General features: G+C 59.5%; 19 protein-coding genes. 10 read left to right on the top strand and 9 right to left on the bottom strand.

What is annotated here, in order from left to right; genetic code table 11:
- Nucleotides 1-2: 2 nt before the first annotated feature.
- From dapC to Q0Y02_RS01215, 8 genes are all read left to right on the top strand, one after another.
- Entirely contained in the window at nt 3-1,196 is a 1,194-nt protein-coding gene (dapC, locus tag Q0Y02_RS01250) for a succinyldiaminopimelate transaminase (protein ID WP_297763229.1), read from the top strand.
- A 148-nt stretch (nt 1,197-1,344) separates the two neighbouring features.
- On the top strand, nt 1,345-1,692 hold the full coding sequence (locus Q0Y02_RS01245; RefSeq protein WP_297763227.1) for an ArsC family reductase: 348 nt from the start codon (nt 1,345-1,347) through the stop codon (nt 1,690-1,692).
- A gap of 43 nt (nt 1,693-1,735) precedes the next feature.
- Nucleotides 1,736-2,770, top strand: coding sequence for a 2,3,4,5-tetrahydropyridine-2,6-dicarboxylate N-succinyltransferase (gene dapD, locus Q0Y02_RS01240; RefSeq protein ID WP_297763224.1), 1,035 nt, complete (start codon nt 1,736-1,738; stop codon nt 2,768-2,770).
- 91 nt (nt 2,771-2,861) lie between these two features.
- Complete coding sequence (gene dapE / locus Q0Y02_RS01235; RefSeq protein WP_297763223.1) at nt 2,862-3,989, top strand: succinyl-diaminopimelate desuccinylase; 1,128 nt, start codon at nt 2,862-2,864, stop codon at nt 3,987-3,989.
- A 242-nt stretch (nt 3,990-4,231) separates the two neighbouring features.
- A complete protein-coding gene (locus Q0Y02_RS01230; RefSeq protein WP_297763221.1) occupies nt 4,232-4,438 on the top strand; it encodes a DUF1656 domain-containing protein in 207 nt (68 codons plus the stop codon).
- Between the two features lie 3 nt (nt 4,439-4,441).
- The gene (locus tag Q0Y02_RS01225) at nt 4,442-5,320 is read left to right on the top strand and encodes an HlyD family secretion protein (protein WP_297763218.1); all 879 of its coding nucleotides are present in this window, start codon (nt 4,442-4,444) and stop codon (nt 5,318-5,320) included.
- Nucleotides 5,317-7,413 carry an FUSC family protein gene (locus Q0Y02_RS01220; protein WP_297763217.1) on the top strand — a complete coding sequence of 699 codons (2,097 nt, stop codon included), beginning with the start codon at nt 5,317-5,319 and terminating at the stop codon, nt 7,411-7,413. The genes Q0Y02_RS01225 and Q0Y02_RS01220 overlap by 4 nt, the downstream gene beginning before the upstream one ends.
- A 134-nt stretch (nt 7,414-7,547) precedes the next feature.
- Complete coding sequence (locus Q0Y02_RS01215; RefSeq protein WP_297763213.1) at nt 7,548-9,146, top strand: aldehyde dehydrogenase family protein; 1,599 nt, start codon at nt 7,548-7,550, stop codon at nt 9,144-9,146.
- A 156-nt stretch (nt 9,147-9,302) separates the two neighbouring features.
- Here the strand turns inward: Q0Y02_RS01215 and Q0Y02_RS01210 are convergent, their stop codons facing one another.
- A complete protein-coding gene (locus Q0Y02_RS01210; protein WP_297763211.1) occupies nt 9,303-10,175 on the bottom strand; it encodes a Dyp-type peroxidase in 873 nt (290 codons plus the stop codon).
- A 198-nt stretch (nt 10,176-10,373) separates the two neighbouring features.
- Between Q0Y02_RS01210 and plsB the strand changes: the two genes are divergently transcribed.
- The gene (gene plsB / locus Q0Y02_RS01205; RefSeq protein WP_297763209.1) at nt 10,374-12,869 is read left to right on the top strand and encodes a glycerol-3-phosphate 1-O-acyltransferase PlsB; all 2,496 of its coding nucleotides are present in this window, start codon (nt 10,374-10,376) and stop codon (nt 12,867-12,869) included.
- A 181-nt stretch (nt 12,870-13,050) separates the two neighbouring features.
- Here plsB and Q0Y02_RS01200 read toward each other — a convergent pair whose 3' ends face one another.
- From Q0Y02_RS01200 to Q0Y02_RS01180, 5 genes are all read right to left on the bottom strand, one after another.
- Nucleotides 13,051-13,806, bottom strand: coding sequence for a class I SAM-dependent methyltransferase (locus Q0Y02_RS01200; RefSeq protein WP_297763207.1), 756 nt, complete (start codon nt 13,804-13,806; stop codon nt 13,051-13,053).
- Nucleotides 13,778-14,575 carry an undecaprenyl-diphosphate phosphatase gene (locus tag Q0Y02_RS01195; RefSeq protein ID WP_297763204.1) on the bottom strand — a complete coding sequence of 266 codons (798 nt, stop codon included), beginning with the start codon at nt 14,573-14,575 and terminating at the stop codon, nt 13,778-13,780. The genes Q0Y02_RS01200 and Q0Y02_RS01195 overlap by 29 nt, the downstream gene beginning before the upstream one ends.
- A gap of 107 nt (nt 14,576-14,682) precedes the next feature.
- The gene (locus Q0Y02_RS01190; protein WP_052042436.1) at nt 14,683-15,120 is read right to left on the bottom strand and encodes a thioesterase family protein; all 438 of its coding nucleotides are present in this window, start codon (nt 15,118-15,120) and stop codon (nt 14,683-14,685) included.
- Nucleotides 15,117-15,791 carry a tRNA (adenosine(37)-N6)-threonylcarbamoyltransferase complex dimerization subunit type 1 TsaB gene (gene tsaB / locus Q0Y02_RS01185; RefSeq protein WP_297763199.1) on the bottom strand — a complete coding sequence of 225 codons (675 nt, stop codon included), beginning with the start codon at nt 15,789-15,791 and terminating at the stop codon, nt 15,117-15,119. The genes Q0Y02_RS01190 and tsaB overlap by 4 nt, the downstream gene beginning before the upstream one ends.
- Nucleotides 15,788-17,743 carry an ATP-dependent DNA helicase gene (locus Q0Y02_RS01180; protein ID WP_297763196.1) on the bottom strand — a complete coding sequence of 652 codons (1,956 nt, stop codon included), beginning with the start codon at nt 17,741-17,743 and terminating at the stop codon, nt 15,788-15,790. Before Q0Y02_RS01180 ends, tsaB begins: the two co-directional genes overlap by 4 nt.
- 143 nt (nt 17,744-17,886) lie before the next feature.
- Here Q0Y02_RS01180 and Q0Y02_RS01175 point away from each other — a divergent pair, with 143 nt between their 5' ends.
- Entirely contained in the window at nt 17,887-18,438 is a 552-nt protein-coding gene (locus Q0Y02_RS01175; protein ID WP_297763193.1) for a molybdenum cofactor guanylyltransferase, read from the top strand.
- 105 nt (nt 18,439-18,543) lie between these two features.
- Here the strand turns inward: Q0Y02_RS01175 and Q0Y02_RS01170 are convergent, their stop codons facing one another.
- From Q0Y02_RS01170 to Q0Y02_RS01160, 3 genes are all read right to left on the bottom strand, one after another.
- Entirely contained in the window at nt 18,544-18,930 is a 387-nt protein-coding gene (locus tag Q0Y02_RS01170) for an SCP2 sterol-binding domain-containing protein (protein ID WP_035244687.1), read from the bottom strand.
- 193 nt (nt 18,931-19,123) lie between these two features.
- Complete coding sequence (locus Q0Y02_RS01165) at nt 19,124-20,410, bottom strand: ammonium transporter (protein WP_297763187.1); 1,287 nt, start codon at nt 20,408-20,410, stop codon at nt 19,124-19,126.
- A 10-nt stretch (nt 20,411-20,420) separates the two neighbouring features.
- On the bottom strand, nt 20,421-20,759 hold the full coding sequence (locus Q0Y02_RS01160) for a P-II family nitrogen regulator (RefSeq protein WP_297763184.1): 339 nt from the start codon (nt 20,757-20,759) through the stop codon (nt 20,421-20,423).
- Between the last annotated feature and the right edge of the window lie 70 nt (nt 20,760-20,829).

The raw sequence follows: 20,829 nt of genomic DNA, 5'->3' as shown, positions 1-20,829 counted from the left end.
CTATGAACCCAGATCTGGAACGGTTGCACCCTTACCCGTTTGAAAAACTGAAACTCCTGTTCAAGGATTTGCCCGCCTCGGACAAGTCGCCCATTGCCCTGTCCATTGGCGAACCCAAGCATCCCTCGCCGGACTTTGTGCAACAGGTGCTGCGCGACAACAGCGCCCTGCTGTCGCGCTACCCGACCACCGCCGGCATCCCGGAACTGAGCGACGCCATTGCCTCCTGGCTCAAGCGCCGCTTTCACCTCAACAGCGTGGATGCCGCCAGCCAGGTACTGCCGGTGAATGGCACCCGGGAAGCCCTGTTTGCCTTTACCCAGGCTGTCATCGATCGCCAGCGCCAGCCACTGGTGCTGATGCCCAACCCCTTCTACCAGATCTATGAAGGCGCCACCTTGCTTGCCGGTGGCGAGCCAATGTACCTGCCTTGCACCGACGACACTGGCATGCAGCCGGATTTTGATGCGGTCAGCGAAGACACCTGGATTCGTACCCAGCTGCTGTTTATCTGCACACCCGGCAACCCCACCGGCGCCACGCTCACCAAGGCCCAGCTCAAGGCCCTGATTCAGCTCGCGGATAAATACGATTTCGTGATCGCCTCGGACGAGTGCTATTCGGAAATCTACCGGGACAAGCCCCCCGCCGGCCTGCTGCAGGCCTGTGCGGAACTGGGCCGGGATGACTATCGCCGCTGCGTGGTGTTTCACTCCCTGTCCAAACGCTCCAACCTGCCCGGCCTGCGTTCCGGCTTCGTGGCCGGTGACAGCGAAATCCTCAAGGGTTTCCTGCGCTATCGCACCTACCACGGCTGTGCCATGCCTATTCACCACCAGCTGGCCAGCATCGCCGCCTGGAATGATGAAACCCACGTGGAAAAAAACCGGGCTTTGTACCGGGAAAAATTCGACGCGGTACTGGACATTCTCGGCGGCCCTCTTAAGGTATCCGCCCCGGCTGCCGGCTTTTACCTGTGGCCGAAAACACCGATTTCCGATGAGGAATTCGCCCAACGCCTGCAAGCGGAGCAGAATGTCACCGTACTCCCCGGCCGCTACCTGTCACGCACAGTGAATGGCAAAAACCCGGGCAAGAACCGGGTACGCATGGCGCTGGTGGCACCGTTGGAAGAATGTGTGGAAGGGGCGAAACGCATCAAGGCGTTGCTGGATGAGTTACAAGGTAAAAGTTGAAAGTTGAAAAGCGCGGCAACCTCTTGAGATGTAATGATTTCCTTGCCCGCGACCCCGCGTTAATCGCGGGTACCGAGCAAAAACTCGCACGGCCAAGTCTGCGTTTCAACTTTGAACTTTAAACTTTCAACTGTTTTTAAGGTTTTCCATGGAACTAACAATCTTCGGTATCAAGAACTGCGATACCATGAAGAAAGCCATGAAATGGCTGGATGACAACGGCATCGTCTATCACTTCCATGACTACAAGAAGGAAGGCGTGCCCGAGCAACGTCTTCGTCAGTGGCTGGAAGCGCTGGGCTGGGAAACCGTTATCAACAAGCGCGGCACCACCTGGAAAAATCTGGATGATGCGGTAAAGGAATCCATGAACACGGAAAAGGCGATTACCGTGGCGACGGAGAATCCGTCCATCATCAAACGCCCGATTCTGCAAAACGACAATTTCATCCTCGCCGGTTTCAAAGCCGACGAGTGGAAAGACACTTTGAATTAAGAAACGTCAGACGCCTGACGTCCGACGCATTAGAGAGGACACCATGAGCAACTTTTTCGCCATCGCCCTGGGCTGCGGCACCAAGAACCGCAACGACAACTGGCTGGAAGTGTTTTATCCCGATCCGGCTCTCAACCCGGATGACAAACTGGTCGAGGTCATTCGTGAAGAACTGGGTTATCAAGGTGGCAATGCCGCCATCGAACTGACCCACCGTCAGGTGCAGCACATTGCCCGCGAATGGCGTGAAGCCGGCTTTGAACATGAAGCCAGCTATGCCGTCGCCTTCCAGGAGTCGGACCGTCCCGTGGTTCTCACCGTACTGGAAACCGATGCGGAACCGGCATCCACCCCGGAGGCCTACCTGAAGCTGCAGCTGATCTCCCACCGTCTGGTGAAGCCCCACGGGGTTAACCTGTCCGGCATGTTCCCGCTGCTGCCCAATGTGGCCTGGACCAATGAAGGAGCCGTGGACCTGGACGAGCTTCCCGAGCGTCAGCTGCTGGCTCGTCTGAATGGCAAGGTGCTGGAAGTGAACAGCGTAGACAAGTTCCCCAAGATGACCGACTACGTGGTGCCCAAGGGTGTACGTATTGCCGACACCGCGCGGGTCCGTCTGGGCGCCTACGTGGGCGAAGGCACCACCATCATGCATGAAGGCTTTATCAATTTTAACGCCGGCACCGAAGGCCCGGGCATGATCGAAGGCCGCATTTCTGCCGGCGTTTTCGTCGGCAAGGGCTCCGACATCGGCGGTGGCGCCTCTACCATGGGCACCCTGTCCGGTGGCGGTAACATCATCATTTCCCTGGGCGAAGGCTGCCTGCTGGGCGCCAACGCCGGCACCGGCATCCCCCTGGGTGACCGTTGCACCATCGAAGCCGGCCTGTACATCACCTCCGGCTCCAAGGTGCAGCTGCTGGACGACAAGGGTGAAATCGTGGACACCGTGAAAGCCCGAGACCTGGCTGGCCAGTCCGACTTGCTGTTCCGTCGTGACACCCTCAGCGGTGCCGTGCAGTGCCTCACCAACAAGAGCGCCATTGCCCTGAACGAAGAGCTACATAAGCACAACTAAAGACAGCTACAAGCTACAAGCTGCAAGCGACACGCAGGCCTTCCCGGTCTGTGAGCTTGTAGCTTGTAGCTTGAGGCTTGGAGCTGATTTCATGTCCCGCACCCTCGACTACACCAAAGAACTCATCCGCCGTGCCTCCGTCACTCCCGAGGACGAAGGCTGTCAGGACTGGATGATTGAAAAACTGGAAGCCCTTGGTTTCCAGTGCGAAACCCTGTGGTTCGAGGAAGTGCGCAACCTGTGGGCACGGCGCGGTACGCAAGGGCCGGTGTTTGCGTTTGCCGGTCACACTGACGTGGTGCCCACCGGGGATGTGGCGGCGTGGAAGTACGACCCTTTCACTCCCACCGAGGAAGGTGATCTGCTCTATGGGCGCGGTACCGCAGACATGAAAGGCTCCATCGCCGCCATCATGGTGGCCATTGAGGATTTTGTGGCAGCCCATCCGGACCACAACGGCAGCCTGGCGCTGTTGATCACCGCCGATGAAGAAGGCCCGTCAGTGAACGGCACCGTCAAGGTGGTCGAGCATCTGCAGGCCCGCAATGAACACATCGACTATTGCCTGGTGGGCGAACCCTCCTCCACCAACACCGTGGGCGATGTGATCAAGAATGGTCGCCGGGGTTCCCTGGGCGCACGGCTCACCGTCAAAGGCATTCAGGGGCACGTAGCCTACCCGCACCTGGCCCGCAACCCGGTCCACGATGCGGCACCGGCCCTGGCCGAGCTGGCCGCTACCGAATGGGATCAGGGTAACGATTTCTTTCCGGCCACCAGTTTCCAGATTTCCAACATCAACGCCGGCACCGGGGCCACCAATGTGATCCCCGGCACCTGCCAGGTCATTTTCAACTTCCGTTTCTCCACGGAACTGACCGATGCCCTGCTGCGCGAGCGTACCGAGGCGGTGCTGGACAAACACGGCCTGGATTACGATCTGCAGTGGACCCTGTCCGGGCAGCCGTTCCTTACCGATCGTGGCGCTCTGGTGGACGCTGCCGTCACCGCCATCAATGATGTCACCGGCCTCGACACGGAACTGTCCACCGCCGGCGGCACCAGTGACGGGCGCTTTATCGCCCCCACCGGCAGCCAGGTGGTGGAGCTGGGCCCCACCAATGCCACCATCCACAAGGTGGACGAACACACCAGTATCAGTGAGCTGGACACACTGACCAGGATCTACACCCGCCTGCTCGAAAAGCTGATGCAGTGAATCGGCAGCAGTAATAGGGATCAAGCCGACCTCTCTTATGGCACCTTTAGGAGCACCGCTCGAGGTGCGAACCGCGCGTCAGCAAGGACCTATCGATAGCTTCCGGGTTCGACAGATTCGGAAAGGCACTGAAAATCATGCCCCTCGCCTGGGCTCGGGTTCGCACCTCGAGCGGTGCTCCTACAGGTGCCCCGAATTATCCGTTACCATGCTCGTTAAGATGACTCTGCCAGGGAACAACGATGTGGCTGCATGAAATTCCGGTTGGCGGACTGCTGATCAGCCCCATGGTGCTGTTCGTGCTGTTGGGCATGATGCTCACCCTGTTGACCTTCCTTCTGCTGCGCAAACTGGGTTGGCACCAGCAACTCTGGAAAAGTGCCTGGGTCTATCTGTCACTGTTTATCTGCTTTGTCGCCCTTTCCTTACGAGTGCTGAGCCAGGGATAACGCATGCAACAACCACTACGTATTCTGCTCACCGTGGTTCTGGTCATTCTCGCCCTGCTGGCCGGTAACTGGGTGTGGAATTATTACCTCTATGCGCCCTGGACCCGCGACGGCAAGGTGCGCGCCGAAATCATTACGCTATCCCCGGATGTGTCCGGCTGGGTCCGCGAGCTGCACATTCGTGATGACCAGGCCGTACAACAGGGCGATCCCCTGTTCCGGATTGATGACATCCGCTACCGGGCAACACTGGCCCGGGCCGAAGCCCAACTGCTCCACGAGCAGGAGTCCTTGCGCCTGGCGGAACATCAATACGAACGGCGCAAACGCCTGCACGCCGGCAACAGCATCAGCCGTGAAGAACTGGACAGTGCCCGTATCGAGGCCCAGCTTGCTGCCGCCAATGTGGCGCTGGCCGAGGCAGAACTGGCCAGCGCCAGAATCAACCTGGAGCGAACCAGTGTGGAAGCTCCCGCAGACGGCACCATCGTCAACCTGACCCTGCAGCAAGGAAACTTCGTTAATCAGGGCACTCCGGTAGTGTCCATGGTCAAGGCCGGCAGTTTCTATGTCACCGGCTACTTCGAGGAAACCAAACTACCCATGGTGAACGTGGGCCAGCGTGCCACAGTGGTACTGATGAACGGCGCCCGCAAACTGCGCGGCAAGGTCACCAGCGTGGGCCAGGCCATCGCCAACGCCAACACTCAGACTGACGGCCAGCTATTGCCCCAGGTCCAGCAGACCTTTAACTGGGTGCGCCTGGCCCAGCGCATTCCTGTGCATATCGAGCTGGACCACATTCCCGATGACATTCTGCTGGCCGCTGGCATGACTGCCACCGTGCGCCTCCACGAGCGGGACACCAAGAGCGACCCATGAAACTGGATCCGCGACTGGCCGTTCTGCTCACTCCTGACCGCCAGTCTGTCCTGTTTGCCGCCAAGGGGGTCATCGCCATGGCCCTGGCACTCTATCTGTCCATGCTGCTGCAACTGGACCGGCCCTACTGGGCGCTGATCTCCGCCGTGTTCCTGCAAGTCCGCCCGGAAACCGGGCTGGTGATTGAAAAAGGCTTCTGCCAGATCGGCGGTACCCTGGTAGGCGGCGCCATGGGGCTGCTGATCCTGGCCTGGTTACTCCCCTACCCGGCCCTGGCCATTGGCGCACTGACCTTGTGGATCGGCATCAATGCCGGCGCTTCCGCCTGGGTCCGTCAGGCCAATTTCATCTACGGTTTCGCCATGGCGGGCATCACCGCCACCCTCATTGTCGTGCTGGCCATCGCCGACCCGGCCAATACCTCCAGCCTGGGCATCTTCCACATTGCCAACGCCCGGGTCAGTGAGATCATTCTCGGCGCCGTCTGCGCCACCCTGGTGAGCAGCTTGCTGTGGCCTGTACGAGTCAGTGGTCTGCTCAAGGAGCATGCCCGCACCGCCCTCAATCAGACACTGGCCTATCTGGAACTGGAACTGGACCCGACGGGCACCCACGCCAAACGCCATAATCAGGTGGATACCCTGCTGCAGGGCATTTTTGCCCTCAGTGATGACAGCAGCGCCGTTCACTACGAGGGCAGCCATGGCCCGGGGCGGGCCCGGGCGGCCACGGTGATCTGCCACAAAACCCTGTCACTGGTAGCCCGCATCCGCGTGATCGGGCGCCTGATGCGCAACCACGATGACCTGCTCACCCCGGCCCTGCGCGACCTGCTGGATGCCTTGCGCACCGCCTTCCAGCGCATGCGCGAAACCCACTCCGCCGAGCAGGCAATGAAAGAAGCCCAGAGCCTGCGCCAGCAACTGCGCGAAGCCCGCGGCGAGCAAGCCGAGGATGCCCCGCCTCTGCAGCGGCGCTTCTTCCAGGTCAGCCAGAACCTGACAGCGGATCTGATCCTCGCCCTGGAGGCCAACCGTGCCCTGCATTTCAGCCATGAAGTGCAACTGCGACCGCAGGGCCTGCGGCCTTACCGGGATTTGCAGATCGCCGCCGCCGTGGGCCTGCGCAGTGCGCTGGTGTTTGCCCTTGCTGCCGGGCTCTGGGTAGGCACTGCCAGCCCCATGGCCATCATGCTGATGATCATGCCGGTGATGTTCACTATTCTCTTTGCACGCCTGCCAGAGCCGGATCTGGTGCTGAAACGGGCCACCTTCAGTTCCGTGCTGGCCGCGCCGGTGGCCCTGTTTTTCACCCTGCCCCTGCTGGCCATCAATAACGGCAACTTTCCCCTGCTCATCCTGATTCTCGGCGCGCCTCTGTTTGTCGGCCTGCTGGCCATCAGTAAACGCCTGACCCTGCCCCTGGGCCTGGGCTTTTGCACTCCCTATCTCATTCTGGTGCAGCCGGGCAACGCCATGGATTTTGATGTGGCCCGGGTGGCCAGTAACGGCCTGGCAATCACCGCTGGCATCGCCATCGCCTTCCTCATGTTCCGTCTGATTACGCCACCCAATGGCCCCAACCTGCGCCGCCGGCTGATCCGCCAGACCGCCACCGACCTGACGTTGATGGGCAATCCCTCTACGGCCACATCAGGTGCCGCCAACATCAATGAGGAATGGTTCAACGCGCGCATGGCCGACCGCCTGCGCTGGCTGACCATCTGTGACAAGGCCCTGCCCGAGGCCCAGCGCCACTTCACCGACCTGGGCCTCACCGGACTGAACCTGGGCCAGGTCTCCCTGTGGATTCAAAGTCGCCTGCGCAGCAATGCCCCACCCGCGCTGCTCGACAGCGCCGATCGCTGGCAACTGGCCCTGGCTGCTGCCTACCAGTCCTGTTCCCGTGGCACCGTCGACGAGGGCTTTCGCCTGCAATCAGAAAAGCTCAAAGTGGATATGGAGAACGCTGGCAACCTGGCTCAGCGCGACCGGGAGCTGATTGCCGGTGCCCTGGAGCGTATTGCCCTGACCTTCGAGCGCATGGCGTTCCGGCTGACGGAAGCACAGCAAAGCCGTGGTGTCACGGCCTGAAATCGGCCCCAACAGCACTAGCCAGAATGTCTACTCTGTGTTTACCTATGTGCCTTTCCCGGAGCCAGACACTGGCCCTCTCAGAACAGCCCGCAGGCCGCCTTTGCGACCTGCCGTGATGGAGACTTCCTCACATGACCGCGCAAGAAAAACTCGATAGCAAAACCGTACTGGACACCAACCCGGCCACCGGCACCGCCGTGGCCGAGCTGAATGAAACCGACCTGGCCAAATTGCCCGAGATCATGGCCAAGGCCCGTGAAGCCCAGGCGATCTGGGCGGCCAAATCGTTCAAGGAACGGGCCCGCCACATCACCATGATGCGCAGCTATATCGTGGACCGCGCCGACGACCTGGCCCGCACCGTCAGCGAAAGCAACGGCAAGACCCTCACCGATGCCCTGGCCACCGAAGTGCTGCCCTGCGCCCTGGCCTGCAAGTGGTATGCAAACAACGCCGAGAAATATCTGAAAGAGAAAAACCGCCCCGGCGGCAGCATTCTGTTCTTCAACAAGAAGACACACATGCTGCGTGTGCCCCTGGGCGTGGTGGGCATTATCAGCCCCTGGAACTATCCGCTGTCCATCCCCTTCGGTGAAATTGTCATGGGCCTGATGGCCGGTAATGCCGTACTGCTGAAAGTGGCCGCTGCCACCCCGGCAGTTGGGCGCGCCATCGAGCAGATCATTGCCGCTGGGGAATTGCCAGAGGGTCTGTTCCATCACATCGTCGGCTCCGGCTCCAAAGTTGCCACTGGTTACTTTGAGAATGGCGTGGACAAGCTGTTCTTCACCGGCAGCGTCCCCGCCGGCAAAACCCTGATGGCCCAGGCCGCTGAAACCCTCACTCCGGTGTCCCTGGAGCTGGGCGGCAACGACCCCATGCTGGTGCTGGAAGATGCGGACCTGGAACGGGCCACCAACGGTGCCGCCTGGGCCGGTTACCAGAATGCCGGTCAAAGTTGTGGCGGTGTGGAACGGGTGTATGTGGTGGACGCGGTCTACGACCAGTTCGTGGATCTACTCGCCAAGAAGACCCGCCAGCTGCGTCACGGCGTAGGCTGCAACGATTTCAATGTGGATATCGGCAGCCTGACCACTGCCGGCCAGCTGCGCACCGTGCAGCAACACCTGGAAGATGCCCTGGCCAAGGGCGCCCGTATCGAAGCCCAGTCCCGCCCGGTAGGCAACGTGGAAAACGGTTTCTTTCACCCGGCGACGCTGCTGACCAATGTCACCGACGACATGCTCACCATGTGCGATGAAACCTTCGGCCCCCTGATTGCCGTGCAACGCGTGGCTAACGAAGAAGACGCCATCCGCAAGGCCAACGAATCCAAGCTGGCACTGACCTCCTCCGTGTGGACCAAGAACAACAAGCGTGGCCGCGCCATTGCTGCCCGTCTGCAGTCCGGGGTCACCACCATTAATGATCACCTTTACAGCCACGGCCTCTCCGAAACCCCCTGGGGCGGCTGGAAGGAATCCGGCATCGGCCGCACCCACGGCCCGGAAGGCCTGGAGGAGATGACTCAGGCAAAAGCGGTCAACTGGGACATCCTGCCCTCCAAGCGAAACATCTTCTGGTACCCCTTCGACGAAGCCACCTACAACGGCATCAAGAACGCCCTGCACTTCGTCTTCCCCAAAGGCCTCGGCCAGATGCTCAGCGCCTCACTGAAACTCACCCCGTTCCTGGTGAAGAAGATGTTTACCAAATGGAAAACGGATTGAGGCAGTGAATAGTTAACAATTAATAGTGAACAGTTTCGCGGAACAGGTTTGAACTGTTTTGAAACGCAAGAGGCCGCGTCCAAATCATGGACGCGGCCTCTTTGTTTTCAGTCCAGAAGGCGCGAAACCGCGCCGCTGTTAACTGTTCACTATTAACTATTCACTGATCTTATCAATCCACTCCTGATCCGGTGCATACCACCACGAGCCCATTACCGGGCGGGTGTAGTCCAGCAGGCGGTCTTTGACCGTATCGTCGGCGATGCCGTACATGCGGCGAAGCAGGTAGTCGTAGCGATCCAGTTCGCAGCAGAAGGCCAGGAAGTACAGGCCGTGTTCACTGCTGTCGCCGTAGGGGACCGAGCGGCGCCACATTTTTTGGGGAACACCATCGCGATCCACATCGGTGCGACCCACATGGGCATCCGCCGGCATGCGTTCTTCGTCAAACTCAACTGCATCTTCCTTGGTGCGGCCGAACACGTTTTCCTGTTCGTTGACCGGCAGTTGGTTGAATTTCTTCAGGTCATGAACCCACTTCTGGGTCAGCACCCAGCTGCCGCCTGCACCGGGGTGTGGCTCGGCAATGAAGGCGGCCTCTTCTGCCTTTTCACCGGTGGGATTGCCAATGCCATCGACAAACCCGGTCAGGTCACGCATGTCATGGTAGACGAAGCTGTTCAGCTCCAGTTGCGTGGAAAGCAGCTCGCCCACAGCATCGCGTACCTGCATGCCGGTATCGAATAGATCACCGCGCTCTTTCGCCTGCACCCAGACCCACAGATCCCCCTGGGTGGCCGGCACATGGCCTTCCAGGGAGAACGGCGGGAAGCTGAAGCGGGTGTCCAGTTGCTCCCAGAGGGCTGGCCCGAACGCCATCAACACCGGTGTCTTTTCACTTTTCAGCGAATTCAGCTGGTGCAAAGCGGCTCTGACTGCCTGCATCTCCTGGCCACTGCCAAGGCAGAATTCGAAGAACAGATGATGTTGATAACTACGATCAAAAATCCCCGTTTGCGGTGTCGACACCGTTAACTCCTTAGTCCTTATCAATAAACTGCCAACAGTCTAGCAAGGCTACCTGACTTGTTCCCGTGAATATAACGGTATACTGGACCATGGTACGAGTTGGCAGACGCAATTCTGAAACAAATTGAAATATGCGCTGGTGTTCCCTGCCCAGGGCTTTCGCTACACTTGCGGCACACTAGTTAACTGAATCCGACTATGACACCTTGGCTTGGCCTGGATCGCCTGGGCTTCTTCCTGATCCGCATTTTCCTGCGTTTGTGCACACGTGCTAACGCGCTGCCTTCCAACCCTGACGAACTGCAACTTGCCCCCAATACCCCGGTGGTCTATGTGCTGCGTGATCGCTCTGCCGCCGACGCCGCGGCAGCGGACCAATCCGCACGACAATTGGGCCTTGCATCTGCACTGCACGGGTTGACGCTGGGCAAAAGCCACCTGAGCCATAGTTACTTCCAGCTGTACCGGCGCAAATTCAGTAATGGCCGGCAGCGAACACCCGTGTCACCGCCACGGCTGGAAAAACTGGTTAGCGCACTACGCGCCAATCCCGAGGCCGATGTACAGCTGGTGCCGGTATCGGTGTTCTGGGGCCGCCGTCCGGAAAAGGAAAGCTCTCTGTGGCGCATTCTGTTTTCCGACAACTGGTCGCCGGCGGGTTTCATCAAGAAATTCTTTATCATCGTCACCCAGGGCCGGCAGTTGTACGTTCATTTCAGCAAGCCCATGTCCCTACGCACCCTGGTGGATCAGTGCCCCACGGACGAACAGACCGTGCGCAAGGCCTCCCGCATTCTGCGTGTGCATTTTCGCCGTCAGCAGGAAGCCGCCATCGGCCCGGATCTGTCGCACCGTCGCACCCTCACCAACACCGTGGTGGACTCCATCCCGGTACAGGAAGCCATCCGCGCCGAGGCCCAGCGCCAGGAAACCAGTATCGAGAAGGTGGAAGCCAAGGCTCGCCATTACGCCATGGAAATCGCCGCGGATTACTCCCATACAGTGATTCGCTCCCTGGAGTTATTCCTGAACTGGGTCTGGAACCGACTGTATGCCGGGGTCAGGTTGTACAACATGGACAACCTGACCAAAGTGGCCGGCGATCACGAAGTGATCTATGTGCCCTGCCACCGCAGCCACATCGACTACTTGCTGCTGTCCTTTGTGGTATTCCGCAATGGCTTGGTGCCACCGCACATCGCCGCCGGCATCAACCTGAATATGCCCATCGTCGGGACTATCCTGCGACGCGGCGGTGCGTTCTTCATGCGCCGCAGCTTTCGTGACAACCCCCTGTACGCCACCGTCTTCAGCGAGTACCTGCATACCATCACCGTGCGTGGTTATTCCATCGAGTACTTCGTGGAAGGTGGGCGCAGCCGTAGCGGCCGGATGTTGAAGCCCCGCACCGGCATGCTGGCCATGACTCTGCGCAGCTTCCTGCGTGATGCCCGCAAGCCGATTGCCTTTGTGCCGGTTTATGTGGGCTATGAGAAAGTGATCGAATCAGGCTCCTATATCGGCGAGCTGCACGGCAAGAAAAAGCAGAAGGAATCCGTCGGCGGGCTGATGAAATCCCTGGCGGTGCTGCGCAGTCACTTCGGCCAGGTGCACGTGAATTTCGGTGAGCCCATCAAGCTGGTGGACTTCCTCGACGAGCATCACACCGCCTGGCGCAGCGAGGACCTGGCTGCCGATGAAAGCCCAGCCTGGTTCAAGCATGTGGTCAATGAACTCGGACAGGAAGTGGTGGAATCCATCAATGCCGCTGCCGTGGCCAACCCGATCAACCTGCTCAGCCTGGCCCTGCTGGCGTCGCCCAAGCACACCATGGATGTGGCCCAGTTACGCCAGCAGCTGAACCTGTACATCGCTCTGCTCAAACAGGCCCCCTACAGTGACAGCGCCTCCATCGCCACGGATGATGCCTCCGCTATCATTCAGTACGGGCTAGACAACGAGTTCCTGGAGCGTATCGAGCACAAGCTGGGTGACGTGGTGACCACCGATGAAAAAACCGCCCTGCAGATGGCCTACGTCCGCAACAACAGCCTGCACCTGTTTATTCTGCCCGGCCTGATCTGTTCGCTGGTGATGAACGCCCGCTCCATCAGTATGGACACCCTGCAGAGCATGGTGCATCTGCTCTACCCCTTCCTGCGCAATGAGTACTATCTACACTGGCAGGACGGCGACGACCTGTCCCGGGCGGTCAGCAAGACGGTGGATGTGCTGGAGAAGGAACAGTTGATCAGCCGCGAAGACGACTGCCTGCACGGGGCCCCGATTCACACCCATGAATCCGACATGCTGGACCATCTTGGCCAGACCGTCATGCCGTCTCTGGAACGCTACTATCTGACCATTCGTCTTCTGGTGCAGTATGGTTCCGGCATGCTGACCGCCAATCAACTGGGCGAACTGGCTCATCAGACGGCACAACGGTTGTCGCTGCTCTACGAATTCAACTCACCAGAATTCTTCGACAAGGTAGTACTGAAAAACTTCATCAGCCAGCTGTACGGTACCGGCCTGGTCACTACTGACGATGCTGGCACCTTGGTCTTTGACGAAAAACTGGAATCCCTGGACGATGAAGCCCGTCGCATCCTCAGCCCGGATATCAGCGACGCGATTCAACGGGTGACGCGGGTGACAGACATTGAGCACCTGGTAGAGCCGGCCAAGACCTAAGTCTCACAACAATCCGTATGGGATGGCATCCGGTGCTCAACTCTTTATCCGGTGCCCTCTCCCTGGCTCCAGCCTGAGGGCGATCATCACTCGGTCAACAGCAAAGCAACGACAGCCAACATGAAATCGATGTGGCTCACTTTATTCATAATGGTCCGGAAGTTCTCGCCAAGCGTGCTGTTTACTCATAGACATCAAAGCGAATAGCCTTACCCGCTATCTGGTGGTGAGGACTGCGTTTTGCCAGCGACTCTGCCTTGCCAGGCCGTTTCACCACTATCCGATGCGGGTTGAGTCCAAGTGCCCACTCCAGCAACGCCGCTTCCTCGCGGTGATCCGGATACGCTGCCAATTGCTGAAGCCATTGCAGGTCTTTTTTTACCGCTGCACTTTTGTCCCGTGATGGAAACATGGGATCAAGATAGACCGCATGCAGCGGTGGCAAGGTGTGCGCACCGGCATCGGCGCAGGGTAGCAACTGCATGGCAGCAGCGAGCTCTGCAGGCGCCCGCCGCAGCCCGTCAGCAAGCATGGCATGGAGAATCGGCGAGCGTTCCGCCAGCAATACCGGGAACCCGGCTGTGGCAATCAGGGCCGCATCCCGGCCCAGGCCGGCGGTAGCATCCAGAACCGTAAAGGTGTCGTCCCGGGTTTTTCCCAGTGCCTTGATCAATCGTTCGTGGCGGACTCGCTCCGCTGTCAGCCGGTAGCCCTGTTTGCCATCATTGAAGCTCACGCTCAAGGGCGTTTCCCGCCCTTGCGGTCGCCACAGGCTGAGACGCTCTTCGTGCCAGCCCAGCACCAGTTGCAGGCCCAGTTGCACAGCTCTGTCAGCTTCTTCTACCGGCGTACCGGGAAGCCCTTCAGGACACCCGGGCAACAGGCCCAGCACCGCCCCTACCATGGAATCAGGCCAGCCACGCCAGCAGCGCAACACCAAGGATCAGGCGGTACACCACAAACGGCAACATGCCGATGCGCTCAAGCAGACGAATGAAGAATACGATGGTCAGATATGCCGTAATCGCACTGACCACAGCGCCCAGGGCCATCAGCCCCCAGTCCACCGCTACCTGCTGCTCGACAAGATCCTTTGTCTTGAGCAATCCGGCGCCAAGGATGACAGGAATGGAAAGCAGGAAGGAAAAGCGTGCTGCATCCTCGCGCTGGTAACCCAGCGCCAATGCCGCCGTGATGGTAATACCGCTTCGCGAGGTACCGGGAATCAGTGCCAGGGCCTGAGCCAGACCGATAAAAATCGCACCAATCACTCCCAGTCTTACAAGACTGAACTGACGCTTGCCGAAGGCATCGGCAGCCCACAGCAGCGCGCCAAACACCAGGGTAGTAACGGCAATTACCAGTGCAGAACGCAACTCCCGTTCAATCCAGTCATCACCAAGAAAGCCGAACACCACCGCGGGAATGGTAGCCAGCACTACCAGCAGCCCCAGTTTCAGATCGTCGTTCATGGTGCGCTGGGTCACCGCTTTGCCGGCACCGCCAACCATGGCAAAAAGATCCCGCCGGTAGTAGGCCATCACCGCCATCAGGGTGCCCAGATGCACGGCCACATCAAAGGCCAACCCCTGATCAGGCCAACCCAATACCTGGGATGGCAGAATCAGATGAGCAGAACTGGAAATGGGAAGAAACTCGGTAAGTCCCTGTATCAGGGCAAGCACCAGGGCCTGGAACCAATCCATGGAATGTCCTTGTTGAATGGTACGTCAGTGACGAGAACGAGTTGCGAGGGGCGACGATCACGACGGGAATGGCGCGTCGAAATGCGCGTCCCGTCACTCGCAACGTTTTACTCTTCTGTGGCGGTGATTTTGTAACCCTGCAAAAACTCCGGGGGCATGCGACGGGGCTTGCCGGAATCCAGTGCCACACACACCCAGCGGGTACGGCCGCGCAGCAGAGTTCGCCCGTCTGATTCGCGAACGATCTGGTAACGGCGAGTGATACTGATGCGCTGGTCGTTTTCAACAATCCAGGTACCGATTTTCAGATGCTCGCCTTCAAAGGCCGGCGCCAGGTAATCCACTTCGGTATGCCGGGCCACCATGCCCCGGTTGAGCTTCTGGTACAGATCCCAACCCAACCCGAGGCTGGCGGTATGGTCCCAGGCAATTTTCTCCATGAAACGCAGGTATTCGGTGTTGTTGACGTGCCCCATCACATCGATGGCTTCGGCTGGCACAGTCACCGCCAGTTCATGGACATTGGGAAGGTCCCAGTTGATCATCGTACTGCTCCCTGAATTACCTGATCGCGAAGATAGACCGGCTGTGCCAGTTCTGCACTCACCCCCTGCCCGCGCTGGAAACCGGATAATGCCAGCTGCGCCACCGCTTTCGCATGGGGATGCACGTCGACCTCACAGTGACTTGCGCCATAGGCCTTGCAAAGGGCCTCACGATAAACCAGCCCGGAGCCGACAATCAGCCAGTCTTTTTGCGGCAGAGAGGGCAAGGTGTCCGGGTGAAACAGCCCGTCGTCGAACACGGTTCTGGCAACGCCACCCTCACAGGCATAGGCGCCCAGATAGATCTCACCCATGCGCGCATCGAACACCGCGATCACATCCCGGTGTGGGATCGTATCCTGAGCGCTGAGTGCACAGGCCGCCAGAGTGGACACCCCGATCACCGGCAAGTCCGCCGCAAAGGCCAGGCCCTGGGTAACCGCAGCCGCGACACGCACACCGGTAAAGGCACCGGGACCATGGCCAAAGGCAATGCCGTCCAGCTGGCCAAGCGACAGTTGCGATTGCGCCAGCAGTGCCTCCACCATCGGCAACACCCGTTCGGTTTGACGCCGTGGCGCCTGCTCGAAATGTTCAAGCACCTCGTCGCCATCCATGATGGCCACCGAACAGGTTTCACCGGCGGTTTCCAGAGCCAGAATTCGTGTCATGATTCTATCTGTTCCGTTGTCTGCCCTTCTTGTTGCCGGGCAAGGTAATCAAAAAACCGTTGTACCACGTCCAGCTTCCGGGTGCGGGTCATGTTTGGCAGACTGTTTACAAAGAGCTTTCCGTAACTGCGCGTCAGCAAGCGAGGATCCGCCACCACCAGCAGGCCGGTGTCCTTGGGATCGCGAATCAGACGCCCGGCTCCCTGGCGCAATGCCAGCACTGCCTGGGGCAGCTGATAATCGCGGAAGGCATTGCCACCATTGCGATTGATATGTTCGATACGTGCCGCCGCCACCGGGTCACCCGGCGAGCCGAACGGCAGTTTATCAATAATCACGCAACTGAGGGCCTCACCGCGCACATCAATGCCTTCCCAGAAACTGCTGGTGCCCAACAGCACCGCATTACCTTTTTCCCGGAAACTGTCCAGTAACTCCCGCCGACCGGACTCCCCCTGCACCAGCAAGGGGTAATCCAGACGAGGACGCAACAACTGGGCCGCTTCCCGTAATGCTCTGTGACTGGTGAAAAGGAAAAAAGTGCGGCCCTTGGCGGCATTAATCACCGGCACCATGGCATCGCAAAGCGCTGCGGTATAGCCCGGGTCATTCGGCGCAGGCAGACCGTCAGGGGCATAAAACACCGCCTGGCGTTTGAAATCGAACGGGCTTTCCAGCCGCAGGGTGGTAGCCGCGTCCATGCCTAGGCGCTTCTGGATATGCTCAAAGCGCCCGCCCACAGACAGGGTCGCCGAGGTAAGCACCCAGCTGCACGGCTGGCGCTCACGCTGGGCACGCAGCTGGGCTGCCACGGACAGGGGCGTGCTATGCAGCACCACAGTCCGTTTGAAGGTTTCGAACCAGTACACCCGGTTGGGCTGTTCCCCTTTCAGGTAGGCCGCCAGGCAATCTACCTGCTCGCTGGCTCGGCGGGCACAGGCTTCCATGCCCCGGCTTGCCTTGGCGAGGGGGCCGAGGAACATTTCCAGATCACGCAGGGCGTCCAGCAGGGTCTCGCCCGCTTCGATGACAGACTCTTTCTCCGCCACTTCGGACCAGGGCTCGCGGCGCTCGCCGTCTCCCAGACTCAGACGCAAATCCAGGCAGCCCTTCTCCACCGCTGCGATCAATTGGTTGAGACGCGCCAGGTCGGCCGTGGTCTGTCCGGCTTCGGACAAACTGTCGCGGCCCAGTTCCTGGACCTGCCGTGTGCTGAGAGTATCGCCGAAAAAGGCGGCAGCGATTTCCGGAAGCTGATGCGCCTCATCGAAGATCACCGTATTGGCACTGGGCAGCAGTTCCGAGGCCGAGCCGTTACCGCGCAGGGCAGCATCGGCAAAGAACAGATGATGATTGACCACCACCAGGTCCGCTTCCTGGGCTTCCTTGCGGGCCTTCATCAGCGGGCATTCCTGGTAATTGGGGCAGTCAGTACCCAGGCAATTGTCGGCGGTACTGGTGACCCAGGGCCATACCGGCGCGTCTTCGGGAATCTGTTGCAGCTCGGCGATATCACCGGTTTTCGTGCGACCAGCCCAGTGAGCCACGATCTGCAATTGCTCGGCGGTTTCCCGGGTCAGAAAACGGGCCTCTTCCTGATGCAGGGTCATCCGGTAGGGACAGAGATAATTGGCGCGCCCTTTCAACAGGGCCACCTTGCGCGGCAGCCCCAGAGCCTTCTTGACCAGCGGCACATCCTTGAAAAAAAGCTGATCCTGCAGGCTCTTGGTGCCTGTGGACACCAGTGTTGGCCCCTCTGACAACAGGGCCGGCACCAGGTACGCCAGGGTCTTGCCGGTGCCGGTTTCCGCCTCGACCATCAAGGTCCCGCCGGTGCCGATGACCGCATCCACTGCATCCGCCATGGCCAGTTGCGGTTCACGGGGGTGATAGCCCGGCAAAAGCGGCGCAAAGCGCGTCAGATCGGTAAGATGGTTACGGGCGCTGGTCACACGATGTCCTGAGGATGTCAGAAAGGAAGCAAGCGACAGAGCATAGCATTAGACGCCACAAGCAGCACCTCCCACGCGACGCGGAAAACCCGCCAACGGACGGTTTCTGTGCTCAGACATCCCATCATCAATGGAGGCACCCCATGGACTACACCCTGATCATTCTCGCCGGCGGCCAGGGAAAGCGGGTCGGCGGCGCCGACAAGGGATTACTGGAGCTGGACGGCAAGCCGCTGATCGCTCACCTGCTGGATCACCTGGCGCCCTCCCCCACCCGTATCGTCATCAGTGCCAACCGGAATCAGGCCACCTACCGGCATTGGGCCAATCAGGTGGTCAGTGATGAACGGGACGGGTTTCAGGGGCCAATGGCCGGTCTGGAAGCGGCACTGGATGCCAGCCAGGGGCTCTGTCTGTGCCTGCCCTGCGATCTGGTCCAGCCTCCCGCCTCATTGCCCGGCGACCTGCTGAACAAAGCCGGGCCGGACCATGTCTGTGTCGCCCAGGATCCGATCCGCCGCCAGCCCCTTTGTCTCGCATTGCATGCAGAAAAGTGGCGGGAGTCGCTGCGCACCTATCTGGATAACGGTGGCCGCAGCGCCTATGGCTGGCTGGATCAACTGCCCATACATCCGGTAGCCGTGGCCACACCATTGCAGAACCTGAATCACAGCCTGCATGGCAAGGATAGCTGATAGATCGCCCCACCCGCAGACACCGGCTTTCTTGTGAAAGCGCATCCCCAAAAACAACAATGCCCGCACGAGGCGGGCATTGTCAGCAAGCGATAAACCTGGCGATCAGGCAGTCACTTCCTGGATCTGCTTCATCAGGGCAACCTGGTCAGCAGAAGGCTGGGCGGTTTGCAGCGCCATCAGCTTGCTCATGTCGCCTTCGATACGGATCTGGCCGCTCATGAAGCCCTGCATACCAGCGGACTGGTCGCCTTCAATGAAGATGCGCTTGGCAAGATCAGCCGGCAGGATCATGGTAGTCGGCGCGTCAGCGTGATGACCTTCTTCGATCATGCCACCGACCAACGCCATTTCCTTGTCGCCACCATCGCCGGATACAGTGATGTTGATTACCAGATCTGCCAGGGCAGCCGGGGTTTCCACATCACCGGCACCGTCACGGATCTCTTTTACTTTCGCAAACCACTCGTCAGACAAAAATTCCAGGCTCATTCTTATATCTCCTTAACCTATCGTTGTGGCTTCGACACCCCGTGTAATCAGGCATCACCATTCAAACAAGCGTTCGAAACTTACCCGTACCTTATAGAAAGGCCCGGGGGGTGGCAATAGCCGTACAAGCGTCTATCGGGGACAAAAAACCCGGCACAAGGCCGGGCTTTTTGTGGTTGTCATGCAGGGGTAATCAGAGGTCGTAACCACGCTCTTCGTGCAGCGCAATATCCAGCCCCTGGGTTTCTTCGTCCTTGTCCACACGCAGTTCCGCGAACAGGCCGATCAGCTTGAGCAACACCCAGGTCACCACAGCGGTATAAACGAACGTGGCGACTACGCCCAACGCCTGCACCCCGAACTGATCCAGCATGGTGAATTCCGGCTTGGCAAAACCGTAACCGGAGAACAGGCCCAGTTCCGTGGAAGCAAAGATACCGGCAAACAAGGTACCGAGAATGCCGCCTACCCCGTGCACCGGGAACACGTCCAGGGAATCATCGATCTTCAGCTTGTGCTTGATAAAGATGACCGAGTAGAAACAGATCACACCCGCAGACAGACCGATCACCAGTGCTGCCGCCGGCCCGACGAAACCGGAGGCCGGGGTAATGGTACCCAGACCCGCTACCATGCCGGTGGCGATGCCCAGTGCCGAGGGCTTGCCGAATTTTTTCCACTCCATGGTGATCCAGGCCAGAGAACCCGCCGCTGCGGAAATGTGCGTGACCAACATGGCCATGGCGGCGTCGCCGCCGGCAGCCAGTGCAGAACCACCGTTGAAACCGAACCAGCCTACCCACAGCATGCCGGCACCGGTCAACGTCATGGTCATGTTATGGGGCATCATGCCCTGCTCCGGAAAGCCTTTGCGCCCGCCCAGTACCAGCGCCGCGACCAGCGCCGCCACACCGGCAGTGATATGCACCACGGTGCCGCCGGCAAAGTCATACAGGCCCAGGTCGGCCAACCAGCCGCCGCCCCACACCCAATGGCAGACAGGAACATACACACCCAGCAGCCAGAGCACGGAAAACGCCAGCATGGGCCCAAAGCGCATGCGCTCGGCAAAGGCACCCACGATCAGCGCCGGAGTGATGATGGCAAACGTCATCTGGAACAGGCCGTGCAGGCTTTTCGGCAGCGTCCCCTCCAGAGTGTCCTTGCCGATACCGGCAAAGAAAGCGTGATCGAGACCACCGATCCAAGCATTCATGCTGCCGCCATCGGAAAACGCCAACGAGTAGCCGCAGATCAGCCATACCAGCGATACCGCACAGGTAATGGCAAAGCATTGCATCAACACGGAGAGTACGTTTTTGCTACGCACCAGGCCGCCATAGAACAGGCTCAGGCCTGGGATGGTCATGAACAGCACCAGCGCAGTGGCCGTCAGAATCCAGGCGGTGTCACCGGTGTCGAGGCCATCGGCCAGGGCCAGGGACGGAAACATCAACAGTACAGCAAGCAGTTTTTTCATCGTGGCCCCCTTAAATGGCTTCGTTGCCGGTTTCACCGGTACGGATGCGGATTACCTGTTCCAGATCACTGACGAAGATCTTGCCGTCACCAATCTTGCTGGTACCCGCGGCCTTCATGATGGCTTCGATGGCCTGATCCAGGTCCTCTTCGCGCACCGCCAGCTCCAGTTTTACCTTGGGCACGAAATCGACCACGTACTCTGCACCCCGGTACAGCTCCGTGTGGCCCTTCTGGCGACCGAACCCTTTGACTTCAGTAATAGTCATGCCCTGCACCCCAACCTGGGCCAGCGCATCGCGGACTTCGTCCGCTTTGAACGGCTTGATCACCGCTGTCAGCATTTTCATGGTTGTCTCCTGATCCACGTGCAGCCAACGGCTGCACCAACACAATACGTGCCGAAAAGTTTGCACCGGC

It is taken from the genome of uncultured Alcanivorax sp., from assembly GCF_947258575.1.
In the GTDB taxonomy this organism is placed as follows: Bacteria; Pseudomonadota; Gammaproteobacteria; order Pseudomonadales; family Alcanivoracaceae; genus Alcanivorax.
The sequence above is the reverse complement of the archived record's forward strand: the minus strand, read 5'-3'. Positions and strand labels throughout refer to the sequence as shown.

What these genes read in the sequence shown, in the direction of transcription:
- dapD (WP_297763224.1), top strand. Translation starts at nt 1,736, where the DNA reads ATGAGCAACTTTTTCGCCATCGCCCTGGGCTGCGGCACCAAGAACCGC.
- Q0Y02_RS01220 (WP_297763217.1), top strand. Translation starts at nt 5,317, where the DNA reads ATGAAACTGGATCCGCGACTGGCCGTTCTGCTCACTCCTGACCGCCAG.
- Q0Y02_RS01195 (WP_297763204.1), bottom strand. Translation starts at nt 14,575, where the DNA reads ATGGATTGGTTCCAGGCCCTGGTGCTTGCCCTGATACAGGGACTTACC.
- Q0Y02_RS01230 (WP_297763221.1), top strand. Translation starts at nt 4,232, where the DNA reads ATGTGGCTGCATGAAATTCCGGTTGGCGGACTGCTGATCAGCCCCATG.
- Q0Y02_RS01225 (WP_297763218.1), top strand. Translation starts at nt 4,442, where the DNA reads ATGCAACAACCACTACGTATTCTGCTCACCGTGGTTCTGGTCATTCTC.
- Q0Y02_RS01215 (WP_297763213.1), top strand. Translation starts at nt 7,548, where the DNA reads ATGACCGCGCAAGAAAAACTCGATAGCAAAACCGTACTGGACACCAAC.
- Q0Y02_RS01160 (WP_297763184.1), bottom strand. Translation starts at nt 20,759, where the DNA reads ATGAAAATGCTGACAGCGGTGATCAAGCCGTTCAAAGCGGACGAAGTC.
- Q0Y02_RS01245 (WP_297763227.1), top strand. Translation starts at nt 1,345, where the DNA reads ATGGAACTAACAATCTTCGGTATCAAGAACTGCGATACCATGAAGAAA.
- Q0Y02_RS01175 (WP_297763193.1), top strand. Translation starts at nt 17,887, where the DNA reads ATGGACTACACCCTGATCATTCTCGCCGGCGGCCAGGGAAAGCGGGTC.
- dapC (WP_297763229.1), top strand. Translation starts at nt 3, where the DNA reads ATGAACCCAGATCTGGAACGGTTGCACCCTTACCCGTTTGAAAAACTG.
- dapE (WP_297763223.1), top strand. Translation starts at nt 2,862, where the DNA reads ATGTCCCGCACCCTCGACTACACCAAAGAACTCATCCGCCGTGCCTCC.
- plsB (WP_297763209.1), top strand. Translation starts at nt 10,374, where the DNA reads ATGACACCTTGGCTTGGCCTGGATCGCCTGGGCTTCTTCCTGATCCGC.
- Q0Y02_RS01170 (WP_035244687.1), bottom strand. Translation starts at nt 18,930, where the DNA reads ATGAGCCTGGAATTTTTGTCTGACGAGTGGTTTGCGAAAGTAAAAGAG.
- Q0Y02_RS01165 (WP_297763187.1), bottom strand. Translation starts at nt 20,410, where the DNA reads ATGAAAAAACTGCTTGCTGTACTGTTGATGTTTCCGTCCCTGGCCCTG.
- Q0Y02_RS01190 (WP_052042436.1), bottom strand. Translation starts at nt 15,120, where the DNA reads ATGATCAACTGGGACCTTCCCAATGTCCATGAACTGGCGGTGACTGTG.
- tsaB (WP_297763199.1), bottom strand. Translation starts at nt 15,791, where the DNA reads ATGACACGAATTCTGGCTCTGGAAACCGCCGGTGAAACCTGTTCGGTG.